Origin of the sequence: Bacillus sp. Root131, assembly GCF_001429475.1 — a bacterium.
Lineage (GTDB): Bacteria > Bacillota > Bacilli > Bacillales > Bacillaceae_G > Bacillus_A > Bacillus_A thuringiensis_S.
On the sequence record NZ_LMJQ01000001.1, the window covers coordinates 1,613,456 to 1,633,291 of the forward strand.

Consider the following 19,836-nt stretch of genomic DNA (forward strand, 5'->3'; position numbering starts at 1 on the left):
TTTTTTTGAAAAAAGGAAAGGGTATCATGATAATTGAGGCTGAGAAGCTAATAAGTTGTTAAGAATAGGCATAAAGTGTAAATATACTCTTATGGGGTATCATGCGTAGATATTTAATGCTATAATTGGTATACTCATAAAAACAATTGTTTTATTGGATGAAGAGAAACTTTAAGAAGGTGATAATATGGATCATAAAGAGAATGAAGCAGTAACACATAGATCAGAAAAAGAAAAAGAACAGATTATAAATAGATTAAAGAGAATTGAAGGACAGGTTCGCGGTATTCAAAATATGATTGAAAATGATCGTTATTGCGTGGATATTTTAGTGCAAATTTCAGCGATTAATGCAGCGATGAAAAAAGTAGGAATGGGCGTTCTCAAAAATCATACGAGTCATTGTGTTTCAGGAGCTATTAAAAATGGAAATGGTGACGAAGCAATTGAAGAATTAATGACAGTATTTGAACGTTTTTCAAAAGCGTAAAAACAAGCTAGTATTTAACTGGCTTGTTTTTTTGTTTACCCTTATATTGGATTTTGGTGTATTGTAGTGAAAAAGTGTGTGTAAAATAAACTTTTAGAAAATAATTGAAAAATCATGATATAAAACCATTGATTACCTTAGGGGGGTATGGTAAGATGTAATTGTGATTAACAAACAATGAATAAACAAGAGGAGGATTTTAAATGGAACAGTTAACATTACAAGTTGAAGGTATGTCTTGTGGACATTGTGTAAATGCTATCGAAAGCAGTGTGAAAGAGCTAAACGGTGTTGAACAAGTGAAGGTTCAATTAGCAGAAGGAACTGTTGAAGTTACTATCGATTCGTCTGCTGTAACATTAAAAGATATCGTTGCTGTAATCGAAGATCAAGGATACGATGTTCAATAATTATTTTTAGATATGGAGATAAATCGTACTTTAAATGAAGTACGATTTATTTTGCTAATAATTATACCTCATAAGGGTATATAGAGGTGAGAGACATGAATGAAAAAAAAGAGGCCAATCTTCAAATATCAGGAATGACATGTGCGGCATGTGCAAATAGAATTGAAAAAGGTCTAAAAAAAGTAGAAGGTGTTCATGAGGCAAATGTAAATTTTGCGCTTGAAAAAACAAAAATAATGTACGATCCAACTAAAACAAATCCGCAACAATTTAAAGAAAAAGTTGAATCGTTAGGATATGGAATTGTAAGTGATAAAGCTGAATTTACTGTTTCAGGAATGACATGTGCAGCATGTGCAAATAGAGTTGAAAAGCGTTTAAATAAGTTAGATGGTGTGAACAAGGCGACAGTAAATTTTGCTTTAGAATCAGCCACAGTAGACTTTAATCCTGATGAAGTTAATGTAAATGAAATGAAGAGCGTGATTACGAAGCTAGGATATAAATTAGAAGTGAAACCAGATGATCAAGATGCATCAACTGATCATCGATTACAAGAAATTGAGCGACAAAAGAAGAAGTTTATTATTTCGTTTATTTTATCTTTCCCATTATTGTGGGCAATGGTTAGTCATTTCTCATTTACTTCGTTTATTTATTTACCAGATATGTTAATGAACCCTTGGGTGCAACTAACACTTGCAACTCCTGTTCAATTTATCATTGGTGGACAGTTTTATGTTGGGGCTTATAAAGCGTTACGCAATAAAAGTGCTAATATGGATGTTCTCGTGGCGCTTGGAACGTCGGCCGCCTATTTCTATAGTGTATATTTAAGTATTCAATCTATTGGTTCTTCGGAACATATGACAGATTTATATTTTGAAACGAGTGCGGTACTTATTACATTAATTATTTTAGGTAAATTATTTGAAGCGAAAGCAAAAGGGCGCTCATCAGAAGCGATTAAAAAATTGATGGGTTTACAAGCGAAGACAGCTACAGTTGTGCGAGATGGAACAGAAATAAAAATTTTGATTGAAGAAGTAGTAGCTGGTGATATCGTCTATGTAAAGCCTGGTGAAAAAATCCCAGTAGATGGGGAAATTGTAGAAGGAAAGTCAGCGATAGATGAATCGATGTTAACAGGCGAAAGTATTCCGGTTGATAAAACAATTGGAGATGGAGTAATCGGTTCTACAATAAATAAAAATGGGTTTTTAAAAGTGAAAGCCACTAAGGTAGGCAGAGATACTGCATTAGCTCAAATTATTAAAGTAGTAGAAGAGGCTCAAGGTTCAAAAGCTCCTATTCAAAGGGTAGCAGATCAAATTTCAGGTATTTTCGTACCAGTTGTAGTTGTGATTGCAATTATCACATTTGCAGTGTGGATGCTATTTGTTACACCTGGTGATTTTGGCGGAGCACTTGAGAAAATGATTGCCGTACTTGTTATCGCTTGTCCGTGTGCATTAGGGCTTGCAACGCCTACATCTATTATGGCAGGATCAGGAAGATCGGCTGAGTATGGTATTTTATTTAAGGGCGGGGAGCATTTAGAAGCAACACACCGATTAGATACAGTTATTCTAGATAAAACAGGTACTGTGACAAACGGGAAGCCGGTGTTAACAGATGTAATTGTAGCAGATGGATTCCGTGAAGAAGAAATACTACGTTTAGTAGGGGCAGCAGAAAGAAATTCTGAACATCCACTTGCAGAAGCGATTGTAGAAGGAATTAAAGAAAAGAAAATTGATATCCCAAGTTCAGAAACGTTTGAAGCGATTCCAGGATTCGGTATCGAATCAGTTGTAGAAGGAAAACAATTATTAATTGGCACACGTCGATTAATGAAGGAATTCAATATTGATATTGAAGAAGTTTCTAAATCAATGGAAGCGCTAGAACGAGAAGGAAAAACAGCAATGCTTATTGCAATCGATAAAGAATATGCCGGTATAGTTGCCGTTGCAGATACTGTGAAAGATACTTCAAAAGCAGCTATCGCAAGACTGAAAAAAATGGGTCTAGACGTTGTGATGATTACAGGAGATAATACACAAACTGCTCAGGCGATTGCAAAGCAAGTTGGTATTGATCACGTAATTGCAGAAGTATTGCCAGAAGGAAAAGCAGAAGAAGTGAAAAAACTCCAAGCACAAGGTAAGAAAGTAGCAATGGTTGGAGATGGAATAAATGATGCTCCTGCTCTTGCTACGGCGGATATCGGTATGGCAATTGGAACAGGAACGGATGTAGCGATGGAAGCGGCAGATATTACGTTAATCCGTGGGGATTTAAATAGTATTGCTGATGCGATCTTTATGAGTAAAATGACGATAAGAAATATTAAACAAAATTTATTCTGGGCATTAGCTTATAACGCGTTAGGAATTCCAATCGCGGCATTAGGCTTCTTAGCACCTTGGGTTGCTGGAGCAGCGATGGCATTTAGTTCTGTATCCGTTGTATTAAATGCATTAAGATTACAAAGAGTTAAATTAAAGTCTTAAAAAGCTACATTAAAGTAATTGAATAGAATTAAAAAACAATACTTTGAATAAGTATTGTTTTTTTGTTCGTATAGAAATTAAAACGATATAATAAAGAAGAAATATGGAATCGTATGTAGTAGAAAAGTTAAGAGGTAGTTTGGTAAGGAGACTTATATATGTTAAAAGATATTATAGTTAGAACATTTCAGAAAGAAGATTTAGAGCAAGTATTACAATTGTTCTATGAGACAGTTCATACGGTTAATGCAAAAGATTATAATGAGTTACAGCTACAGGCGTGGGCACCAAATCGACTAGATAGAGAAAGCTGGTTAAAGTCTTTAGAGAAGAATATTAGTTATGTAGCGGATCATAACGGTGTGATATTGGGATTTGGGGATTATAACGATGATCATTACGTAGATCGTTTATTTACACATAAAGATTATCAAGGGAAAAGAGTCGCTTCATACATACTACAGATGTTAGAAAAAGAAGCAGTGAAATTGGGGCATAGGGAGATATATACAGAGGCGAGCATTACCGCAAAACCTTTTTTTAAAAGTAAAGGTTTTATTTGCATAAAAGAACAAAAGAAACAGCATAATGGTCAGATTTTTATTAATTATGTTATGAAAAAAATATCCTTCTCATAAATGAGAAGGATATTTTTCATTATTTTACAGCTTCTTTTAGTTCTTTACCAGCTTTGAAAGCAGGTACTTTAGAAGCTGCGATTTGCATTTCTTCACCAGTTTGTGGGTTACGGCCTGTACGAGCAGCTCTTTCGCGAACTTCGAATGTACCGAATCCGATAAGTTGTACTTTTTCACCAGCAGCTAAAGTGTTAGTGATTGATTCTACTACAGTTTGTACAACTACAGTAGCTTCTTTTTGAGAAATCTCAGCATTTTGTGCTACGTTTTTAATTAATTCTGTTTTGTTCATGTTTTTCACCTCATATGTAAATAATGCTATTTAAGTTGTTATTATAACGTATAAAACATTCGAGAACAAGTGTACGTACATATATTCGCAAAAAAAATGAAATTTGTAATATTTTTTAGGACACTTTATAGACATTCCATTTAAGCGGATAGAGATTTGTTCTTCATTTCAGTCTTCTCTTGATGAGAAGGTAGTTTCTTATTATGAGATATGAAGTAAGGTAGTGCTACAAATAACATACCCCCTACTAAATTTCCAAAGAAAACAAAAATAAAGTTTGGAAAATATTCAGCCCAAGTGAAATGACCGGCAAAAATCGCAGCTGGGATGACAAACATATTGGCTACAACGTGTTGAAATCCAATCGCAACAAAAGTCATAACTGGGAACCAAATACCGATAATCTTTCCGATAAATTCTTTACTTCCCATACTGAGCCAAACAGCTAAACAAACGAGCCAATTACATCCGATTGCAGAAATAAATGCTTGCAATGGTGTATCTTGTAGTTTCGCTTGAGCGATAGAAATAGTTTTCGCTAAAAAAGCTCCTTCAGTTAAGCCGACGATATGACCGAAAAAATAGGCTACGAATACAGCTCCTATGAAATTGCTAAATGTAACAATAACTAAATTTCGTATGAAATAAAATAAAGTAATTTTCTTTTGGAACCAGGCCATAGAAACTGTCATCATGTTACCAGTAACTAGTTCACCGCCTGCAAGAATAACGAGAATAAGACCAATAGGGAATACAGCAGCGCCTAGAAAACTAGAAAATGATCCCCAATATTTTGGCATTGTCCCAATAACATGAATATCGAGTAAATACCCTAATGAGATAAAAGCACCACCAAAAAAACCAAGAATTAGTATAGGGAGCAATGATAAATGACCTTTTTTCCTTCCTGAATTCGCAGCAAGTTTCGTAATTTCTTCTGGTGTAAATACAGACATGAATAACCCCTCCGTAATAAAATGATGGAATGAATAGAAAAAATTCAAAAATCTACGTATTATAAAAATATGTTATGACTTCTGTATAAAATTGTCAAAGTGAATAGAGAGGGAACGACATATTGATAACATTGTTCATGTTGTCACATTAATGTAACAATAAGGATTTAAAGTGTTTCTAGAGGTGAAAACATGAATACGAATCATGTAAAAAAAGAACGAAAAAAATCAATCGTAAAGATATTTATTATTATTTTTATAAGTATATTAATGATACCAGTAAGTTTGTATTATTATGCGACAGAAATAGAACGAAAATTAGTAACAGTTACGTGGAATGAAATAGAAGCTTCTGCAATTCCTAAAGAATTTAATAATAAAAAAATATTACAGTTTTCAGATGTACATTTAGGACCAGAGTTTACACTGAAACAACTTGAACATTTAGTGGAGAAGATGAATGAATTACATCCAGATATAGTAGTTTTTACTGGAGATTTAATAGATAAATTTGGGTCTTATAGTGCGGAAAGAGAAGAAGCGAAGGCTATTTTGCAGAAAATTTACGCTCCCTTAGGGAAATATGCTGTGTTTGGGAATCATGATAGGGGCGGGGGCGGTAGTTTATTTTACAAAAAATATATGGAGGAAGCTGGTTTTTCTGTATTAGTAAATGAAGTGCAGAAAATTAAAGTGGAAAACGGCAAATATATTACAATATCAGGTTTGGATGATTTTCTATTAGGGAAGCCGCAAATAGATTCAACTTTAAAAAACTTGAAACAAAATGATTTCAACATGTTATTAGTACATGAGCCGGATGTTGTAACCAAAATCAATCGTTACCCAGTTGATCTTCAACTGTCAGGACATAGTCACGGAGGACAAGTCCAAATTCCTTTTGTAGGTCCGTTAATTACTACCAAACTAGCTGAGAACTATGTTGAAGGTATGTATGAAGTAGAGGGGAAGAGTAAGCCGTTATATTTATATGTAAATCGTGGCATTGGGACTACTAGGATGCCTGTTAGATTTTGGAGTGTACCTGAACTTTCAATTTTTGTGTTGAAGCAAAATAGTGACTAGAATAGTAGGAGGACTTTTAGAGAAAGTTCTCTTTTTTTAATAGTTAAATACTGAATATTATGTAAGTTTTGTTTAAAGTGTTAAATAAAGAAAGGGGAATTTCTAGGATAGAAACATGGCATAAAGAATTGGAAAGTTTATATAATCAAATAGTTTCATGACGAAGAGATTTTCATCAATATCCAGAGCTAGCGTTTCAAGAAATAGAAACGCCGAGAAAAATAGCTGAAATCTTAAAAAGTTTTCATATTGATGTGAAAACAAATATCGGGAGCAGAGGAGTAATCGGCGTAATTGAAGGTGGAAGACCTGGGAAGACGATAGCGCTACGTGCTGATTTTGATGAACAAGCAATGTTAATTGGTGGTAAATTACTTTTAAGTCTTGTGAATAGTTATGTAAGAGATGAAAAAGAATCTCTTCATCATGTAGAAGTGAAAAAGTAATTTACATAAATAAAAAACAACAATAGGTTATGTAACCTATTGTTGTTTTTTATTATTTTTGCAAGGAAAGATTATCAAAATATGTTCTGTAAGTATTAGAGAATTCAAAGTTGTTTTTTGCATCCCAATTAATAGACCAAGACATTAGGCCGCGGAATGCAGGATAGCCACTCTGATTTGAAAGTTTATACTTTCCTCCGAAAGGAATGCCCTTAATGATATAATCTAAAGCTTTTTTCATTTCAGTTGGAGAAATGTACCCGCCACTTGGAGCGGCCGCTGGAGCTGCAGGAAGTCCAATTATGACTTGATCCGAACGAAGAGCTGGGAAAATGTTATTTGCATTACCACCTACAGGAAAACCATGTAAGAGCATATCCGCCATAGCGACTTCGTAGTCTGCAGTACCTTGATTGTAGTTATTACCGTCCATTCCAATCCCGCTACCAGCATTGTAGTGTTGAACGTGAATGTATGTTAGTTTATCTTTCACTCCATAAATAATTGGTAAATATGCACCCCAGATGCTTCCGTATGCGCTATAACCGCCTTGAACATAAGCTGTTTCAGGAGCCATGCTTAATAGAAAATCTGGACCATAATGATCTGAGATTGTTCGAATAGCTGATATAAGATTTACGATTTGAGGAGTAGTTGGGTTTTTGAAATTAGTGTCATTTCCGTTTAAGTAAATACCCGATTCAAGGTCAATATCTATTCCATCAAAATCATATTTATCAATCAGAGATTGTATGGAATTAATAAAACGTTGCTTAGCGGCATTGTCAGGGAGTAAAACGACCCCATTTTGTCCACCTATTGAAAGAACTACTTTCTTTCCTTTACTTTTTAAATAAGAAATATCTGATTTGAATTCTGCATCTGTACCATATACAGGGGAAAATTCAACAGTGGAACGATCACCACCAGTTTCACCGAAAGATACATTGATTACATCCCATTTTGGTGAAACGTCTCTTAATTTAATAATGCCAGTACCGTTATCGAAGTTATGCCAGTATCCAACGAGTAATTTTGAACCTAAATTGTTTGCTGCTTGTGTTTGGAAAGGGGATAGCGGTAGTAGTAAGAACATTACTAAAATACAACAAAAAAATTTGAACTTGTTTAACATATTAACACTCCTATACAAAAAGTTGTCTAGATGTATAATCTTGTTTATCTAATGATATCTGAAAATTCTTTCTTTTGTAAGAGGACTATAATTTTCTCAACAATTGTGTATGGGAAAGTATTAAACCTAATGAAATAATTTTTGAAGGAGATTGAATTGCAATTGTTAAATTCAGAATATTTTGATATATTTTAAAGTATAGGACAAAATCTTTCGCACAGTACTCTTACATAAATTTCAAAATTTAGTTTGGAAGGGGATGTACAAGAGTTGGATAAAAATCTTAAGAAAGACCTCAAAATACGCCACATTACAATGATCTCAATTGGTGGCGTAATAGGAGCTGGTTTGTTTGTTGGAAGTGGTGCGGTTGTGCATTCGGCAGGACCTGGTTCTATCGTTTCATATGCATTAGCAGGGCTTCTAGTTATTTTCGTTATGAGAATGCTGGGGGAAATGGCAGCTATTAATCCGACAAGTGGTTCATTTGCAACATATGCAAGAGAAGCAATTGGTCCATGGGCAGGTTATACAATTGGGTGGCTATATTGGTTTTTCTGGGTAATTGTTATTGCAATAGAAGCTACAGCAGGTGCTGGTATTATTCAATACTGGATTCCGGAAATCCCACTCTGGTTATTAAGCTTAATATTAACGATTTTATTAACGTTGACGAATGTTTTCTCGGTGAAATCATTTGGAGAATTTGAATATTGGTTTTCATTTATTAAAGTAATAAGTATTGTTTTGTTCCTTTGCTTAGGTCTTGCTGTTATTTTAGGATTTGTACCAGGAACGGAAGCACCTGGCACTTCGAATTTAGTAGGGCAAGGAGGATTTATGCCAAATGGTATAAGTTCGGTGTTACTTGGAATTACCGTCGTTATATTTTCATTTATGGGATCAGAGATTGTTGCTGTAGCCGCTGGAGAGTCTGCCGAACCTGTAAAAGCAGTAAAAACAGCAACAAATAGTGTGATTTGGCGTATTCTCGTATTTTTCATTGGATCGATCGCTGTAGTTGTTACACTCCTTCCGTGGAATTCAGCGAACATACTAAAAAGCCCATTTGTGGCGGTATTGGAACATATAGGGATACCAGCGGCAGCACAAATTATGAATTTTATCGTTTTAACAGCTGTACTTTCTTGTTTAAATTCGGGTTTATATACGAACTCAAGAATGCTTTTTTCAATGGCAGAAAGAGGAGATGCACCAAAGGCATTTTTGAAATTGAATAGTAGTGGTGTTCCGGTTCGGGCGGTTTTATTTGGAACTTTCTTTGCTTACATTGGAGTTGTTTTTAGTTACATATCTCCAGATAAAGTATTTTTATTTTTAGTGAATGCATCTGGCGGTATTGCATTACTCGTTTATCTCGTTATAGCAATTTCACATTTCAAGATACGTAAAAAAATGGGGAAAGCAGAACAACAAAATTTGAAAGTGAAGATGTGGCTTTTTCCATATGTAACATATGTTACAATTGCTGCGATTATAGCAGTTTTAGTTGCAATGATCGCAATTGAATCTTTACGTTCACAGGCACTATTAACGATGCTTGTTACTCTTCTTATAATAATTTCTTATTTTATTTTTAATAGAAATAAAAATAGTACAGTATTGAATTCCGAAAGTAAAAATGAGGAATCTGTTCGATTCTAATTTCTTGTTTTAGAAGAGAGTTACACCCAATCATTGCTATAAAAGAATCATATATAATCATAGAAACAAGTAATTACTATTGTCATAGTGAATATAAACTTTTTTCTTGACTTTTTATACGAAGGCGAGCAGAATGGTAAAAAAGGAAGGGGGGATGATGTTGGAAGAGTACGTATTAGAGCTGTATAACTTGTTATATACGACAGAATGGCAAGATATTGTTTCGTTTCTAGGAATAGTATTTTGCATGAAAATTGTAATTGTATATATGGAAGAGCAAGGTATGTTCTATTCCTTCTCATCTCCGTTCGATGTGCAGCGCGAGCCGTTGCTAAACTATGCCAATGTGAATTACGAACAATTTCCTTTTGTACTATTCTTTATGATTCGATTTATAACAGCAATTGTAAAGAAGAAGGAAAGTGATGATGAAGAGTGCCACGCAACTTGTAAGGTAGCTAATGTTTTTTAAGCTAAATACAAGGAGGAGATTTATATGTGGTTTCGATTTCTTATGATTGGTTTCTTTTCATTAACAGCAATTTCATTAATGGGATATCAAGTGTCTGAAATTTTTCAAGCATATAGCGATACATTTTTTAACAAAAATTAATCGCGTTGCTATTTGAATAATAAAGCGATAAAATCCTTCTTAAGAAGTTTTATTAAGAAGGATTTTTTTCTTTGTCTTGTCTTGCTGTGTCAAACTATTGTCACATTTACACTGTGAATAATATGTTAAAATAGTGAGGTTATGTATACATACTCGAAGGAAGAGGGAGTGACCATTTTGGTGGATCAATCAACAAATCAGAAAAGCTATGCTCCTATTGTGATAACGCTTTCTGTAATTGTAAATGCGATTATTTTATTTTTGTTCTTTGGACCTGTTGGCTATGAAGGAGAAGTACATTTTGATGTAACAATTTTACCAATGTTAAATGCGATTTTTAATAGCTTTACGTTCGTATTCTTATTAGCAGCTTTATACTCTATTATTAAAAAGAATGTGAAAATGCACCGTGGTTTTATCCTCGCAGCATTTACAACGACGTTGCTATTTTGTGTTTCTTATTTATCGTATCATTACTTGGCGCCAGCAACACATTTTGGCGGAGAAGGGTTCATTAAATATGTGTACTTCATTATTTTAATTACGCATATTATCCTTGCTGCAATTATTGTACCACTTGCATTGTTTGCACTTGTATTTGGTTTTACAAATCAATTAACACGTCACCGTAAAATTGTACGTTGGACGATGCCAATTTGGTTATATGTAAGTTTATCTGGTGTTATTGTTTACTTAATGATCTCACCTTATTATCAATAAAAGTCTCAGCCCTTAGGCTGGGGCTTTTTTGTTAAGCAAATCTTTTTGTGAAATGAAAAAAATATGGTATACAAAAGTATAGTTGCTTTTCATATAGAAGGGATGGTAAAGAAATATGCAAAATTTTGTATTTCGTAATCCAACGAAACTTATTTTCGGTAAAAATCAATTAGAACAGTTAAAAACTGAAATTCCACAGTTTGGTAAGAAGGTTCTTCTCGTATATGGAGGAGGCAGTATTAAAAGAAACGGTATTTATGATAATGTAATTTCTATTTTAAACGATATTAATGCAGAAGTATTTGAATTGACGGGTGTTGAACCGAATCCTCGTGTATCAACTGTAAAGAAAGGGATTCAAATTTGTAAAGATAATGGAGTTGAATTTATTTTAGCAGTTGGTGGAGGAAGTGTAATCGACTGTACGAAAGCGATTGCTGCTGGTAGCAAATATGATGGAGATGTATGGGATATTGTAACGAAAAAAGCATTTGCTAGTGAGGCATTACCATTTGGCACTGTACTTACTCTTGCTGCGACAGGTTCTGAAATGAATGCAGGCTCGGTAATTACAAATTGGGAAACGAATGAAAAGTATGGATGGGGAAGCCCAGTTACATTCCCGCAGTTTTCAATTTTAGATCCAGTTCATACTGCATCTGTACCGAGAGATCAAACGATTTATGGTATGGTAGATATTATGTCACATGTATTAGAACAATATTTCCATCATGGAACGAATACAGAACTACAAGACCGTTATTGTGAATCTGTTTTAAGAACAGTCATTGAAACAGCACCTAAGCTTTTAAGTGATTTAGAAAATTATGAGCATAGGGAAACAATTTTATATTGCGGAACGATGGCGTTAAATGGCATTTTAGCGATGGGAGTAAGAGGTGACTGGGCAACTCATAATATTGAACATGCAGTTTCTGCTGTTCATGATATACCGCATGGAGGTGGGCTTGCGATTTTATTCCCGAACTGGATGAAACATGTTGTAGAGGAAAATGTAAGTCGTTTTAAACAGTTCGCTATTCGTGTATTTGATATAGAAACAGATGGCAAAACAGATAAAGAAGTGGCGTTAGAAGGAATTGAGGCACTGCGTCAATTTTGGACTTCAATTGAAGCACCAGCAACATTAGCTGATTACGGTATTGGAGAAAATGAAATTGATATAATGGCTAATAAAGCGATGGTGTATGGTGAATTTGGTAACTTTAAAAAATTAAATAAAGATGATGTTCTAAGTATATATAAAGCTTCTTTATAAGTGAATTTAGAAAAGAAACCTATTTGATTGTTTGATCGAATAGGTTTCTTTTTTGCTTTTTATAAGCGTTTATGAATGTTTGTGATTATTTTTGGCTGTTTATGGTTGATTTTTGTGACCGTTTTCATTATACTGTAATCAAAGAAGAGGTGAATAAAATGTTAACTCCTGAACGTCATCAAATGATATTGCAACTTGTAAAAGAACAGAAAGTTGTAAAATTACAGCAATTAGTTGAAAGAACAGAAAGCTCTGAGTCGACAATTCGCCGTGATTTAGCACAATTGGAAAAGCAAAGGTTATTAAAAAGAGTTCATGGTGGTGCCGCTGTTTTAACAGGAAAAGGGCAAGAACCAACGATGGTTGAAAAATCATCCAAAAACATTCAAATAAAACAACAAATTGCTAATTATGCGGCTAGCGTTGTTGAACAAGGTGATTGTATTTATTTAGATGCAGGGAGTACAACATTTGAAATGATTCCATTTTTAATCAATAAAGATGTTACTGTCGTTACGAATGGACTTATGCATATTGAAGCTTTAGTTGAAAATAATATTCGTGCGTATTTACTAGGCGGAATGATGAAGAGTAGGACGAAAGCTTTAATCGGTGCTATGGCACAGGAAAGTATGCAGAAGTATCGCTTTGATAAATGTTTTTTAGGTGCAAATGGTGTACATGAACAGCTTGGCTTTACAACGCCAGATCCAGAAGAAGCGCTCCTAAAACAAATGGCATTAACATTAGCAAACGAAGGATATTTCTTAATTGATGAAAGTAAGTTTTCAGAAGTTGCGTTTGCGAAAATTGCAAATGTTGAAGATGCAAATATTATTACAAACCATTTAGAAATTGATTTAGAAAAATATAAAAAACAAACCAATGTAATTGAGGCTGATAAACAATGATCTATACAGTTACTTTAAACCCATCTATTGATTATGTAGTGCAAGTTCCTTCTTTTGATTTAGGAACAATAAATCGAGCGGAGAAAGATATGAAGTTTCCTGGAGGAAAAGGAATTAATGTTTCTCGTGTTCTTCAGCGTTTAGGTGTTAAAAATATAGCACTTGGATTTACTGGTGGATTTACTGGTCAATTTATTAAAGAGGTATTACAGACGGAAGGTGTAACAACAAACTTCGTCCAAGTAGATGAAGATACTCGCATTAATGTGAAAATAAAAGGGAAAGAAGAAACAGAATTAAATGGCCAAGGTCCTATTGTAACAAAAGAGCAGTTCGAACAGTTAATGAAAAAAATTGAGAGTATGCAACCTGGAGATTGTGTTGTACTCGCTGGGAGTGTACCAGTCTCTATTCCAAGTACCTTTTACGAATCAATTGCTGCGTTTGGAGCTGAAAAAGGTATTCGTGTAGTAGTAGATGCAAGTGGAAGTGCACTGCAACATGTAATTAAAAATAAGCCGTTTTTAATTAAGCCAAACCACCATGAACTTGGTGAGTTGTTTGGAGTGGAGCTTTCAACAGTAGAAGACATTTTACCTTATGGAAGAAAATTAATTGAACAAGGTGTAAAACACGTTATCGTATCGATGGCTGGAGAGGGAGCTTTATTATTTACGGCAGAAGGTATATATGAAGCGACTGTTCCAAAAGGTGTTGTAATTAATTCAGTTGGGGCCGGAGATTCTCTTGTTGCAGGGTTTGTAGGCAAATATGAACAGACAAAAGATATTGAAAAGGCATTTCAATACGGCGTTGCAACAGGGAGTGCAACAGCATTTTCAGCTGATTTATGTAAGAAGGAAAAAGTAGAAGAATTATTGTCGCAAGTAATTGTAGCTAAGCGATAGGGGGAAGCAACATATGAAAATTACAGAACTATTAAAAAGGGATACAGTCATTATGGATATGACAGCTTCAAATAAAGAAGCTGTCATAGATGAATTAGTTGAGAAATTAAACGGGGCAAATCGTTTAAATAGTAAAACGGAATTTAAAGAAGCTATTTTAAAGCGGGAGTCCCAAAGTACGACTGGAATAGGGGAAGGTATTGCAATACCTCATGCGAAGACAAAGGCTGTTAAACAACCATCGATTTGTTTTGGTAGAAGTGTAAGCGGTATCAATTATGAGTCGCTTGATGGACAACCGGCACACTTATTCTTTATGATTGCTGCAAGTGAAGGAGCGAATAATACTCATTTAGAAACGTTGTCTCGTTTATCGACATTATTAATGGATGAAGGGTTTCGCAAGCAACTATTAGAAGCGAAGGATGAAAGTGAGCTTCTTCAACTATTTGATGAAAAAGAGAATGAAAAAGAAAAAGAGAATGAAAAAGAAGAAGAGATTGAAGTTGCAAAACCAGAAGGAAATGAACCGTACGTACTTGCTGTTACAGCTTGCCCAACTGGAATCGCTCACACATATATGGCGGCGGATAGCTTAAAAGCAAAAGCGGCAGAGTTAGGAATAGCGATTAAAGTTGAAACGAACGGATCAACAGGTATTAAAAACGGTTTAACAAAAGAGGATATTGAACGTGCAACAGCTATTATTGTTGCGGCAGATAAACAAGTAGAAATGAATCGTTTTGCTGGTAAACATGTCATTCAAGTGCCAGTTGCTGATGGGATTAGAAAAACGGAAAATCTGCTTAAACGAGCTGTCAAACAAGATGCACCAATCTTTAAAGGTGTAAAAGAGGATGGGAAAACAGAAAGTATTGAGAGAGAAAAAGGATTAGGAATTTATAAGCATTTAATGAGCGGTGTAAGTAATATGCTTCCATTCGTTGTTGGTGGCGGGATTTTAATAGCGCTAGCATTTTCGTTTGGTGGTATAAAGGCGGAAGGTCCTTTAGCTGAATTGTTCATGTCAATTGGTGGAGGAAAAACAGGTGCGTTTTTATTCCTTGTACCAATTTTAGCTGGATTTATTGCAAGCTCTATTGCTGATCGTCCTGGTTTTATGCCTGGTGTTGTAGGTGGATTTTTAGCGGCGAATGCGAATGCTGGATTTTTAGGTGGATTAATTGCTGGTTTCTTAGCTGGATATGTTGTTTTAGGGTTAAAAAGATTATTTTCAGGACTACCAGTACAATTAGAAGGAATTAAACCTGTTTTGTTATATCCAGTCTTTGGATTATTGATTACAGGAGTTGTAATGCAAAAAGTAGTAATTCCGCCTGTAGTAGCATTAAATGAAATGTTGACAGGGTGGTTAAATGGTTTAAATGGTACGAATGCTATATTACTAGGTCTTATTTTAGGTGGTATGATGGCAATTGATATGGGTGGTCCAATTAATAAAGCGGCATTTACGTTTGGTATTGCTGCAATAGAAGCACAGAATTTTGGAGTGCACTCAGCAGTTATGGCTGGTGGTATGGTACCGCCACTTGCGATTGCATTCGCAACTACATTCTTTAAATCAAAGTTTACAGAAGCGGAACGTAAATCTGGTTTAACAAATTATATTATGGGAGCATCGTTCATTACAGAAGGTGCGATTCCGTTTGCAGCTGCAGATCCGGTTCGAGTAATCGTAAGTTGTGTTGTTGGTTCAAGTATTGCAGGTGCGTTATCTATGTTATTCCAAATTACATTACCGGCACCGCATGGTGGATTATTTGTAATAGCATTAGTAAATAAACCGTTACTATATATTTTCTCTATATTAATTGGAACGATTGTCTCGGCTATTATGCTAGGTGTTTGGAAAAAGAAAGTTCAATAACAAATGAAAAGAGAGCAGCTTTTAGTAGCTGCTTTCTTTTTATTACAAAAAAATAGGTTAACAATGGAATATTGATGCTTTTTGGTAAAAGATGTAATGAATTTTGGTTTTTTTGTAACAAAAAAGTAACACTGTAATTTTTTCTGGAAAAAGTTCTTGTGCTCGTATGTAAAAAATATATGAAAACCATTGGAGATTGTATTAAAAATACATTTTATTAATATGGAAATTTATGTTACAGCTCATTAATCGTATATTACGAATGCTTTGTAATTGTGTGATTTCTAAAAATTCTAAAAATCTGTTGCTATAATGAAAATACGAAAACAAAGCAAATGGAGGCTATTCATGAAAAAATTATTAAGTATAGCAACAGCAGCAGTTTTTGGTCTTGGGATTTTTGCAGGTTCTGCTAAAGCGGAAACAATTGTAACAACAGACGTATTAAATGTTAGAGAAAACCCAAATGTAGAGTCAAAGCTTGTAGGTAAAGTGTTAAGTGGGAATACACTAGATGTTATAAATACAGAAAATGGATGGACAAAAATTAAGTTAAACGGTAAGGAAGCGTTTGTAAGTGCTGAGTTTACAAGGAGCACATATTATGTAACGGCGGGCGTATTAAATGTTCGTGCTGGAGCGAATACTGATTCTGAAATTTTAGGTAAACTTAATAAAGATGATGTGATTGAAACGACGAATCAAGTTCAAAATGAATGGTTACAATTCGACTACAATGGAAAAGTCGGATATGTTCACGTGCCATTTTTAACAGGAACGGCACCTGTAATTGAAAAGAAAGAAGTTGTAGCTCAAGAAGAAGCGCCGGTTAAAAATAATACAGCAGTTAAGAATAAAGAGTCTGTTAAGAGTAACGATTCTATTAAGAATGTAGAATCAAGTAAACCTGTGGTAAAAGAAAAGCCGGCTGCAAAACCAGTTGCGAAATCTACTGAAAAAAGTGCGCCTACTGGTGGTCGTGAAATTACAGTAGAAGCGACGGCATATACAGCAGATCCGAGTGAGAATGGTTCGTATGGTGGTCGTGTATTAACTGCAATGGGGCATGATTTGACAGCAAATCCAAATATGAAAGTAATTGCTGTTGATCCGAAAGTAATTCCGCTTGGCTCAAAAGTATGGGTAGAAGGATATGGAGAAGCGATTGCTGGAGACACTGGTGGTGCGATTAAAGGAAATCGTATTGATGTATTAGTCGGTTCAGATGGTAGTGCTAATAGCTGGGGGCGCAAATCTGTAAAAGTGAAAGTTATACAATAGGTTATCGATATTAATATAAAAAGCGGTTGCTTGAAATTATGTAAGCAACCGCTTTTTATGGATTATTGAAAGGGATAAATAGTTTTACCTGTAATAATTTTATATGCACTGCAAAATTGTGTTTGTATATATTCTGTATTTTTATTTTCTGGATGTGATGTTGTTTCATGGAGAGTAGAATGAAAAGCCCGTAGTAAACAATTTAGGGCGAAGTATAATTCCTCTTGTGAACAATTTTGTTCTTTTGTAGAAGTAGCTAAAATGAGGTCTTTTGTCAAAGATGAAAAATTGATGGTGGATTGTTTCATAGTTAACTCATCCTCTCGAAACTATTTTTATCATGTATATGCAGAATTGGACAAACTATGTTCTTTTTTATATGTAATTTCATGTACCGAAATGAAAGAACTTGCAATCATGCCGTTAAAATTGGTAAGATTGGGTATAATCAATAGATGGAGTATATTACATAAAGAGAGTTGAATGCTATGGGAGAAGTGCAACGTGAAAAAGTTGCTGTCATCATTGGACCAACAGCTGTTGGAAAGACGAAGTTAAGTATCGATCTTGCCAAAGCGTTGAACGGTGAAATTATTAGTGGTGATTCCATGCAAATCTATCGAACGATGGATATTGGAACTGCAAAGGTAACACAAGCAGAGATGGACGGAATTCCACATTATATGGTCGATATAAAAAATCCGGAAGATTCATTTTCTGTCGCGGAATTTCAAGAACGTGTTCGCAAACATATTCGAGAAATTACAGAACGTGGTAAATTACCAATTATAGTTGGTGGGACCGGTCTTTATATACAATCTGTTTTATTCGATTATCAGTTTACAGATGATGCTGGTGATGTGATATACCGAGAGCAAATGGAAAAGTTAGCTTTAGAACGCGGTGTGGAATATGTACATAAAAAATTGCAAGAAGTAGATCCAGAAAGTGCAGAGCGTATTCATGCAAATAATGTACGACGTGTCATTCGGGCGTTAGAAATTTTCCACACGACGGGTGAAAAAATGAGTGACCAAATTGAGAAACAAGAAAAAGAGTTACTCTATGATGTTTCATTAATTGGCTTGACAATGGATCGAGAAATGCTATACGATCGCATTAACTTACGAGTGGATTTGATGATGGAACAAGGCCTATTAGAGGAAGTAGAAGGGCTGTATAATAGAGGGATACGAGATTGTCAATCTATTCAAGCGATTGGATATAAAGAAATCTATGATTATTTTGAGAATCGAGCCTCTTTAGAAGATGCGGTATCACAATTAAAGACGAATTCGCGTCGTTATGCAAAGCGTCAATTAACGTGGTTCCGTAATAAAATGGATGTCACGTGGTTTGATGTTACAGACGGTGAAAAAACGTCAGAAATTTTACGATACATAGAAGGAAAGTTACAAGTAAAGTCGAATAATAGTAAGTAGAGAAAAAGAGGAGGATTCGACATGAAGCAATCAATCAATATTCAAGATCAGTTTTTAAATCAACTCCGTAAAGAAAATACGTTTGTTACGCTGTACTTATTAAATGGTTTCCAGCTTCGTGGACTAATTAAAGGATTTGATAATTTTACAGTCCTACTGGAAACAGAAGGTAAGCAACAGCTTATTTATAAACATGCAATTTCTACATTTGTACCACAAAAAAATGTTTCAATTGAATTAGAATAGTAATGAATTATTGTACATAACAAAAAAAGAGCGAGTTTCTCGCTCTTTTTTTATTTGTCATAAACAATATATAGTGAAATTTAAGCGATTCTAAATACAGTAAGGCGGATGTTAGTATTTCCTGTCGCAGGAATCGTAATCTCATTAAGAGTAGATTGGACAGAAATTCTTGCACCAGCTACTAATGTTTCGATTGTAGTAAATGAAAGTGAGTCGCCTATTAAATTTGAAGAGAAATTATCAGTTGCGACTGCTCCATTAATTGAAATTCCTACTCCGAGTGGAGCGCATCCTGGCGCAGTTGTAGAAATGGATACGCTAATTACATAAATACCACCGTTGATAACAGTAACTGTATCTGTGCCGTTGAAGATAATATTGTTTACGTTAATTGCAGTACTAAAAATAAAGTTATTAAATTGCAGTACTGTTTGCTGAATATTGTTTGTTACAACAATTGTTGCTACAGGGAAGCTAGGTCCAGTTGGCCCAGTAGGTCCGGTAGGCCCACCAGAAGGTCCAGTAGGTCCAGTAACTCCTATACCAGTAGCGCCGGTAGCACCCGTTGGTCCTTGAATGCCTTGAGGTCCAGTGGCACCCGTAGCACCTGTGTTACCTTGAACACCTTGAGGTCCAGTGGCACCCGTGTTACCTTGAACGCCTTGAGGTCCAGTAGCACCCGTGTTACCTTGAACGCCTTGAGGTCCAGTGGCACCCGTGTTACCTTGAAGACCTTGAGGTCCAGTAGCACCCGTAGCACCAGTAGCGCCGGTAGCACCCGTGTTACCTTGAACGCCTTGAGGTCCAGTAGCACCAGTAGCACCAGTAGCACCYGTGTTACCTTGAAGACCTTGAGGTCCAGTGGCACCCGTGTTACCTTGAAGACCTTGAGGTCCAGTAGCGCCAGTAGCACC

The 19,836-nt window shown here is 35.2% G+C and carries 20 protein-coding genes and 1 pseudogene; 16 read left to right on the forward strand and 5 right to left on the reverse strand.

Translation table 11 applies throughout. The annotated features are described in order from the left end of the window. Positions 1 to 187: 187 nt before the first annotated feature. The 4 genes from ASE54_RS08060 (at position 188) to ASE54_RS08075 (ending at position 4,054) form a co-directional block, all read left to right on the forward strand. A complete protein-coding gene (locus ASE54_RS08060; protein ID WP_000349643.1) occupies positions 188 to 490 on the forward strand; it encodes a metal-sensing transcriptional repressor in 303 nt (100 codons plus the stop codon). A 203-nt stretch (positions 491 to 693) separates the two neighbouring features. Then, a complete protein-coding gene (gene copZ, locus ASE54_RS08065) occupies positions 694 to 900 on the forward strand; it encodes a copper chaperone CopZ (protein ID WP_000436973.1) in 207 nt (68 codons plus the stop codon). A 95-nt stretch (positions 901 to 995) separates the two neighbouring features. Next, positions 996 to 3,416, forward strand: a complete 2,421-nt coding sequence (locus ASE54_RS08070; RefSeq protein ID WP_001003184.1) for a heavy metal translocating P-type ATPase — start codon at positions 996 to 998, stop codon at positions 3,414 to 3,416. Between the two features lie 158 nt (positions 3,417 to 3,574). After that, positions 3,575 to 4,054 carry a GNAT family N-acetyltransferase gene (locus ASE54_RS08075; RefSeq protein WP_000910172.1) on the forward strand — a complete coding sequence of 160 codons (480 nt, stop codon included), beginning with the start codon at positions 3,575 to 3,577 and terminating at the stop codon, positions 4,052 to 4,054. Between the two features lie 19 nt (positions 4,055 to 4,073). On the opposite strand, the gene ASE54_RS08080 is transcribed toward ASE54_RS08075, so the two are convergent. Both ASE54_RS08080 and ASE54_RS08085 read right to left on the reverse strand, forming a co-directional pair. Further along, positions 4,074 to 4,346 carry an HU family DNA-binding protein gene (locus tag ASE54_RS08080; protein ID WP_001043904.1) on the reverse strand — a complete coding sequence of 91 codons (273 nt, stop codon included), beginning with the start codon at positions 4,344 to 4,346 and terminating at the stop codon, positions 4,074 to 4,076. 140 nt (positions 4,347 to 4,486) lie between these two features. Continuing rightward, positions 4,487 to 5,302: a formate/nitrite transporter family protein gene (locus ASE54_RS08085; RefSeq protein WP_000110550.1), complete on the reverse strand. Its 816-nt coding sequence runs from the start codon at positions 5,300 to 5,302 to the stop codon at positions 4,487 to 4,489. A gap of 192 nt (positions 5,303 to 5,494) precedes the next feature. Between ASE54_RS08085 and ASE54_RS08090 the strand changes: the two genes are divergently transcribed. Together ASE54_RS08090 and ASE54_RS36725 are read left to right on the forward strand one after the other, a co-directional pair. Continuing rightward, positions 5,495 to 6,388 carry a metallophosphoesterase gene (locus tag ASE54_RS08090; RefSeq protein ID WP_001095333.1) on the forward strand — a complete coding sequence of 298 codons (894 nt, stop codon included), beginning with the start codon at positions 5,495 to 5,497 and terminating at the stop codon, positions 6,386 to 6,388. Positions 6,389 to 6,495: 107 nt separating this feature from the next. Beyond that, positions 6,496 to 6,732: pseudogene (locus ASE54_RS36725) on the forward strand (amidohydrolase); the annotation flags it as partial. A gap of 154 nt (positions 6,733 to 6,886) precedes the next feature. Here the strand turns inward: ASE54_RS36725 and ASE54_RS08100 are convergent. After that, positions 6,887 to 7,969, reverse strand: coding sequence for a chitinase (locus ASE54_RS08100; protein ID WP_000932446.1), 1,083 nt, complete (start codon positions 7,967 to 7,969; stop codon positions 6,887 to 6,889). A 270-nt stretch (positions 7,970 to 8,239) separates the two neighbouring features. Here ASE54_RS08100 and gabP point away from each other — a divergent pair, with 270 nt between their 5' ends. The 8 genes from gabP (at position 8,240) to entD (ending at position 17,234) form a co-directional block, all read left to right on the forward strand. Continuing rightward, the gene (gabP, locus tag ASE54_RS08105; protein WP_000360101.1) at positions 8,240 to 9,634 is read left to right on the forward strand and encodes a GABA permease; all 1,395 of its coding nucleotides are present in this window, start codon (positions 8,240 to 8,242) and stop codon (positions 9,632 to 9,634) included. A gap of 133 nt (positions 9,635 to 9,767) precedes the next feature. Further along, positions 9,768 to 10,106 (forward strand): hypothetical protein, encoded by a 339-nt coding sequence (locus ASE54_RS08110; RefSeq protein WP_003309818.1) that lies wholly within the window; start codon positions 9,768 to 9,770, stop codon positions 10,104 to 10,106. Positions 10,107 to 10,424: 318 nt separating this feature from the next. Beyond that, entirely contained in the window at positions 10,425 to 10,967 is a 543-nt protein-coding gene (locus tag ASE54_RS08115) for a DUF420 domain-containing protein (protein ID WP_000228316.1), read from the forward strand. Between the two features lie 115 nt (positions 10,968 to 11,082). Then, entirely contained in the window at positions 11,083 to 12,246 is a 1,164-nt protein-coding gene (locus ASE54_RS08120; protein WP_001179115.1) for an iron-containing alcohol dehydrogenase, read from the forward strand. A gap of 158 nt (positions 12,247 to 12,404) precedes the next feature. Continuing rightward, entirely contained in the window at positions 12,405 to 13,157 is a 753-nt protein-coding gene (locus tag ASE54_RS08125) for a DeoR/GlpR family DNA-binding transcription regulator (protein WP_000957288.1), read from the forward strand. Next, positions 13,154 to 14,065, forward strand: a complete 912-nt coding sequence (pfkB, locus tag ASE54_RS08130) for a 1-phosphofructokinase (RefSeq protein ID WP_000640856.1) — start codon at positions 13,154 to 13,156, stop codon at positions 14,063 to 14,065. The genes ASE54_RS08125 and pfkB overlap by 4 nt, the downstream gene beginning before the upstream one ends. A 13-nt stretch (positions 14,066 to 14,078) precedes the next feature. Continuing rightward, positions 14,079 to 15,953 carry a PTS fructose transporter subunit IIABC gene (locus ASE54_RS08135; RefSeq protein ID WP_000704617.1) on the forward strand — a complete coding sequence of 625 codons (1,875 nt, stop codon included), beginning with the start codon at positions 14,079 to 14,081 and terminating at the stop codon, positions 15,951 to 15,953. A gap of 348 nt (positions 15,954 to 16,301) precedes the next feature. After that, positions 16,302 to 17,234 (forward strand): cell wall-binding protein EntD, encoded by a 933-nt coding sequence (entD, locus tag ASE54_RS08140; RefSeq protein ID WP_000735455.1) that lies wholly within the window; start codon positions 16,302 to 16,304, stop codon positions 17,232 to 17,234. Between the two features lie 62 nt (positions 17,235 to 17,296). Here the strand turns inward: entD and ASE54_RS08145 are convergent, their stop codons facing one another. Beyond that, complete coding sequence (locus tag ASE54_RS08145; protein ID WP_000814431.1) at positions 17,297 to 17,542, reverse strand: hypothetical protein; 246 nt, start codon at positions 17,540 to 17,542, stop codon at positions 17,297 to 17,299. Between the two features lie 180 nt (positions 17,543 to 17,722). On the opposite strand from ASE54_RS08145, the gene miaA reads away from it, so the two are divergent. Beyond that, a complete protein-coding gene (gene miaA, locus ASE54_RS08150; RefSeq protein WP_000504954.1) occupies positions 17,723 to 18,676 on the forward strand; it encodes a tRNA (adenosine(37)-N6)-dimethylallyltransferase MiaA in 954 nt (317 codons plus the stop codon). Between the two features lie 21 nt (positions 18,677 to 18,697). After that, positions 18,698 to 18,922, forward strand: coding sequence for an RNA chaperone Hfq (gene hfq / locus ASE54_RS08155; RefSeq protein WP_000813896.1), 225 nt, complete (start codon positions 18,698 to 18,700; stop codon positions 18,920 to 18,922). 80 nt (positions 18,923 to 19,002) lie between these two features. Here the strand turns inward: hfq and ASE54_RS36730 are convergent. Next, positions 19,003 to 19,836 (reverse strand): Gly-Xaa-Xaa repeat protein (locus tag ASE54_RS36730; RefSeq protein ID WP_235567807.1); only part of this gene is annotated, 834 nt, incomplete at its 5' end.

Excerpts from the sequence above, each read along its gene's own strand:
- ASE54_RS08070 (WP_001003184.1), top strand. The coding sequence starts at position 996 with ATGAATGAAAAAAAAGAGGCCAATCTTCAAATATCAGGAATGACATGT.
- copZ (WP_000436973.1), top strand. The coding sequence starts at position 694 with ATGGAACAGTTAACATTACAAGTTGAAGGTATGTCTTGTGGACATTGT.
- ASE54_RS08125 (WP_000957288.1), top strand. The coding sequence starts at position 12,405 with ATGTTAACTCCTGAACGTCATCAAATGATATTGCAACTTGTAAAAGAA.
- ASE54_RS08080 (WP_001043904.1), bottom strand. The coding sequence starts at position 4,346 with ATGAACAAAACAGAATTAATTAAAAACGTAGCACAAAATGCTGAGATT.
- ASE54_RS08060 (WP_000349643.1), top strand. The coding sequence starts at position 188 with ATGGATCATAAAGAGAATGAAGCAGTAACACATAGATCAGAAAAAGAA.
- ASE54_RS08135 (WP_000704617.1), top strand. The coding sequence starts at position 14,079 with ATGAAAATTACAGAACTATTAAAAAGGGATACAGTCATTATGGATATG.
- ASE54_RS08145 (WP_000814431.1), bottom strand. The coding sequence starts at position 17,542 with ATGAAACAATCCACCATCAATTTTTCATCTTTGACAAAAGACCTCATT.
- ASE54_RS08120 (WP_001179115.1), top strand. The coding sequence starts at position 11,083 with ATGCAAAATTTTGTATTTCGTAATCCAACGAAACTTATTTTCGGTAAA.
- ASE54_RS08085 (WP_000110550.1), bottom strand. The coding sequence starts at position 5,302 with ATGTCTGTATTTACACCAGAAGAAATTACGAAACTTGCTGCGAATTCA.
- ASE54_RS08075 (WP_000910172.1), top strand. The coding sequence starts at position 3,575 with ATGTTAAAAGATATTATAGTTAGAACATTTCAGAAAGAAGATTTAGAG.
- miaA (WP_000504954.1), top strand. The coding sequence starts at position 17,723 with ATGGGAGAAGTGCAACGTGAAAAAGTTGCTGTCATCATTGGACCAACA.
- entD (WP_000735455.1), top strand. The coding sequence starts at position 16,302 with ATGAAAAAATTATTAAGTATAGCAACAGCAGCAGTTTTTGGTCTTGGG.
- ASE54_RS08100 (WP_000932446.1), bottom strand. The coding sequence starts at position 7,969 with ATGTTAAACAAGTTCAAATTTTTTTGTTGTATTTTAGTAATGTTCTTA.
- ASE54_RS08110 (WP_003309818.1), top strand. The coding sequence starts at position 9,768 with ATGGTAAAAAAGGAAGGGGGGATGATGTTGGAAGAGTACGTATTAGAG.
- ASE54_RS08090 (WP_001095333.1), top strand. The coding sequence starts at position 5,495 with ATGAATACGAATCATGTAAAAAAAGAACGAAAAAAATCAATCGTAAAG.
- hfq (WP_000813896.1), top strand. The coding sequence starts at position 18,698 with ATGAAGCAATCAATCAATATTCAAGATCAGTTTTTAAATCAACTCCGT.
- pfkB (WP_000640856.1), top strand. The coding sequence starts at position 13,154 with ATGATCTATACAGTTACTTTAAACCCATCTATTGATTATGTAGTGCAA.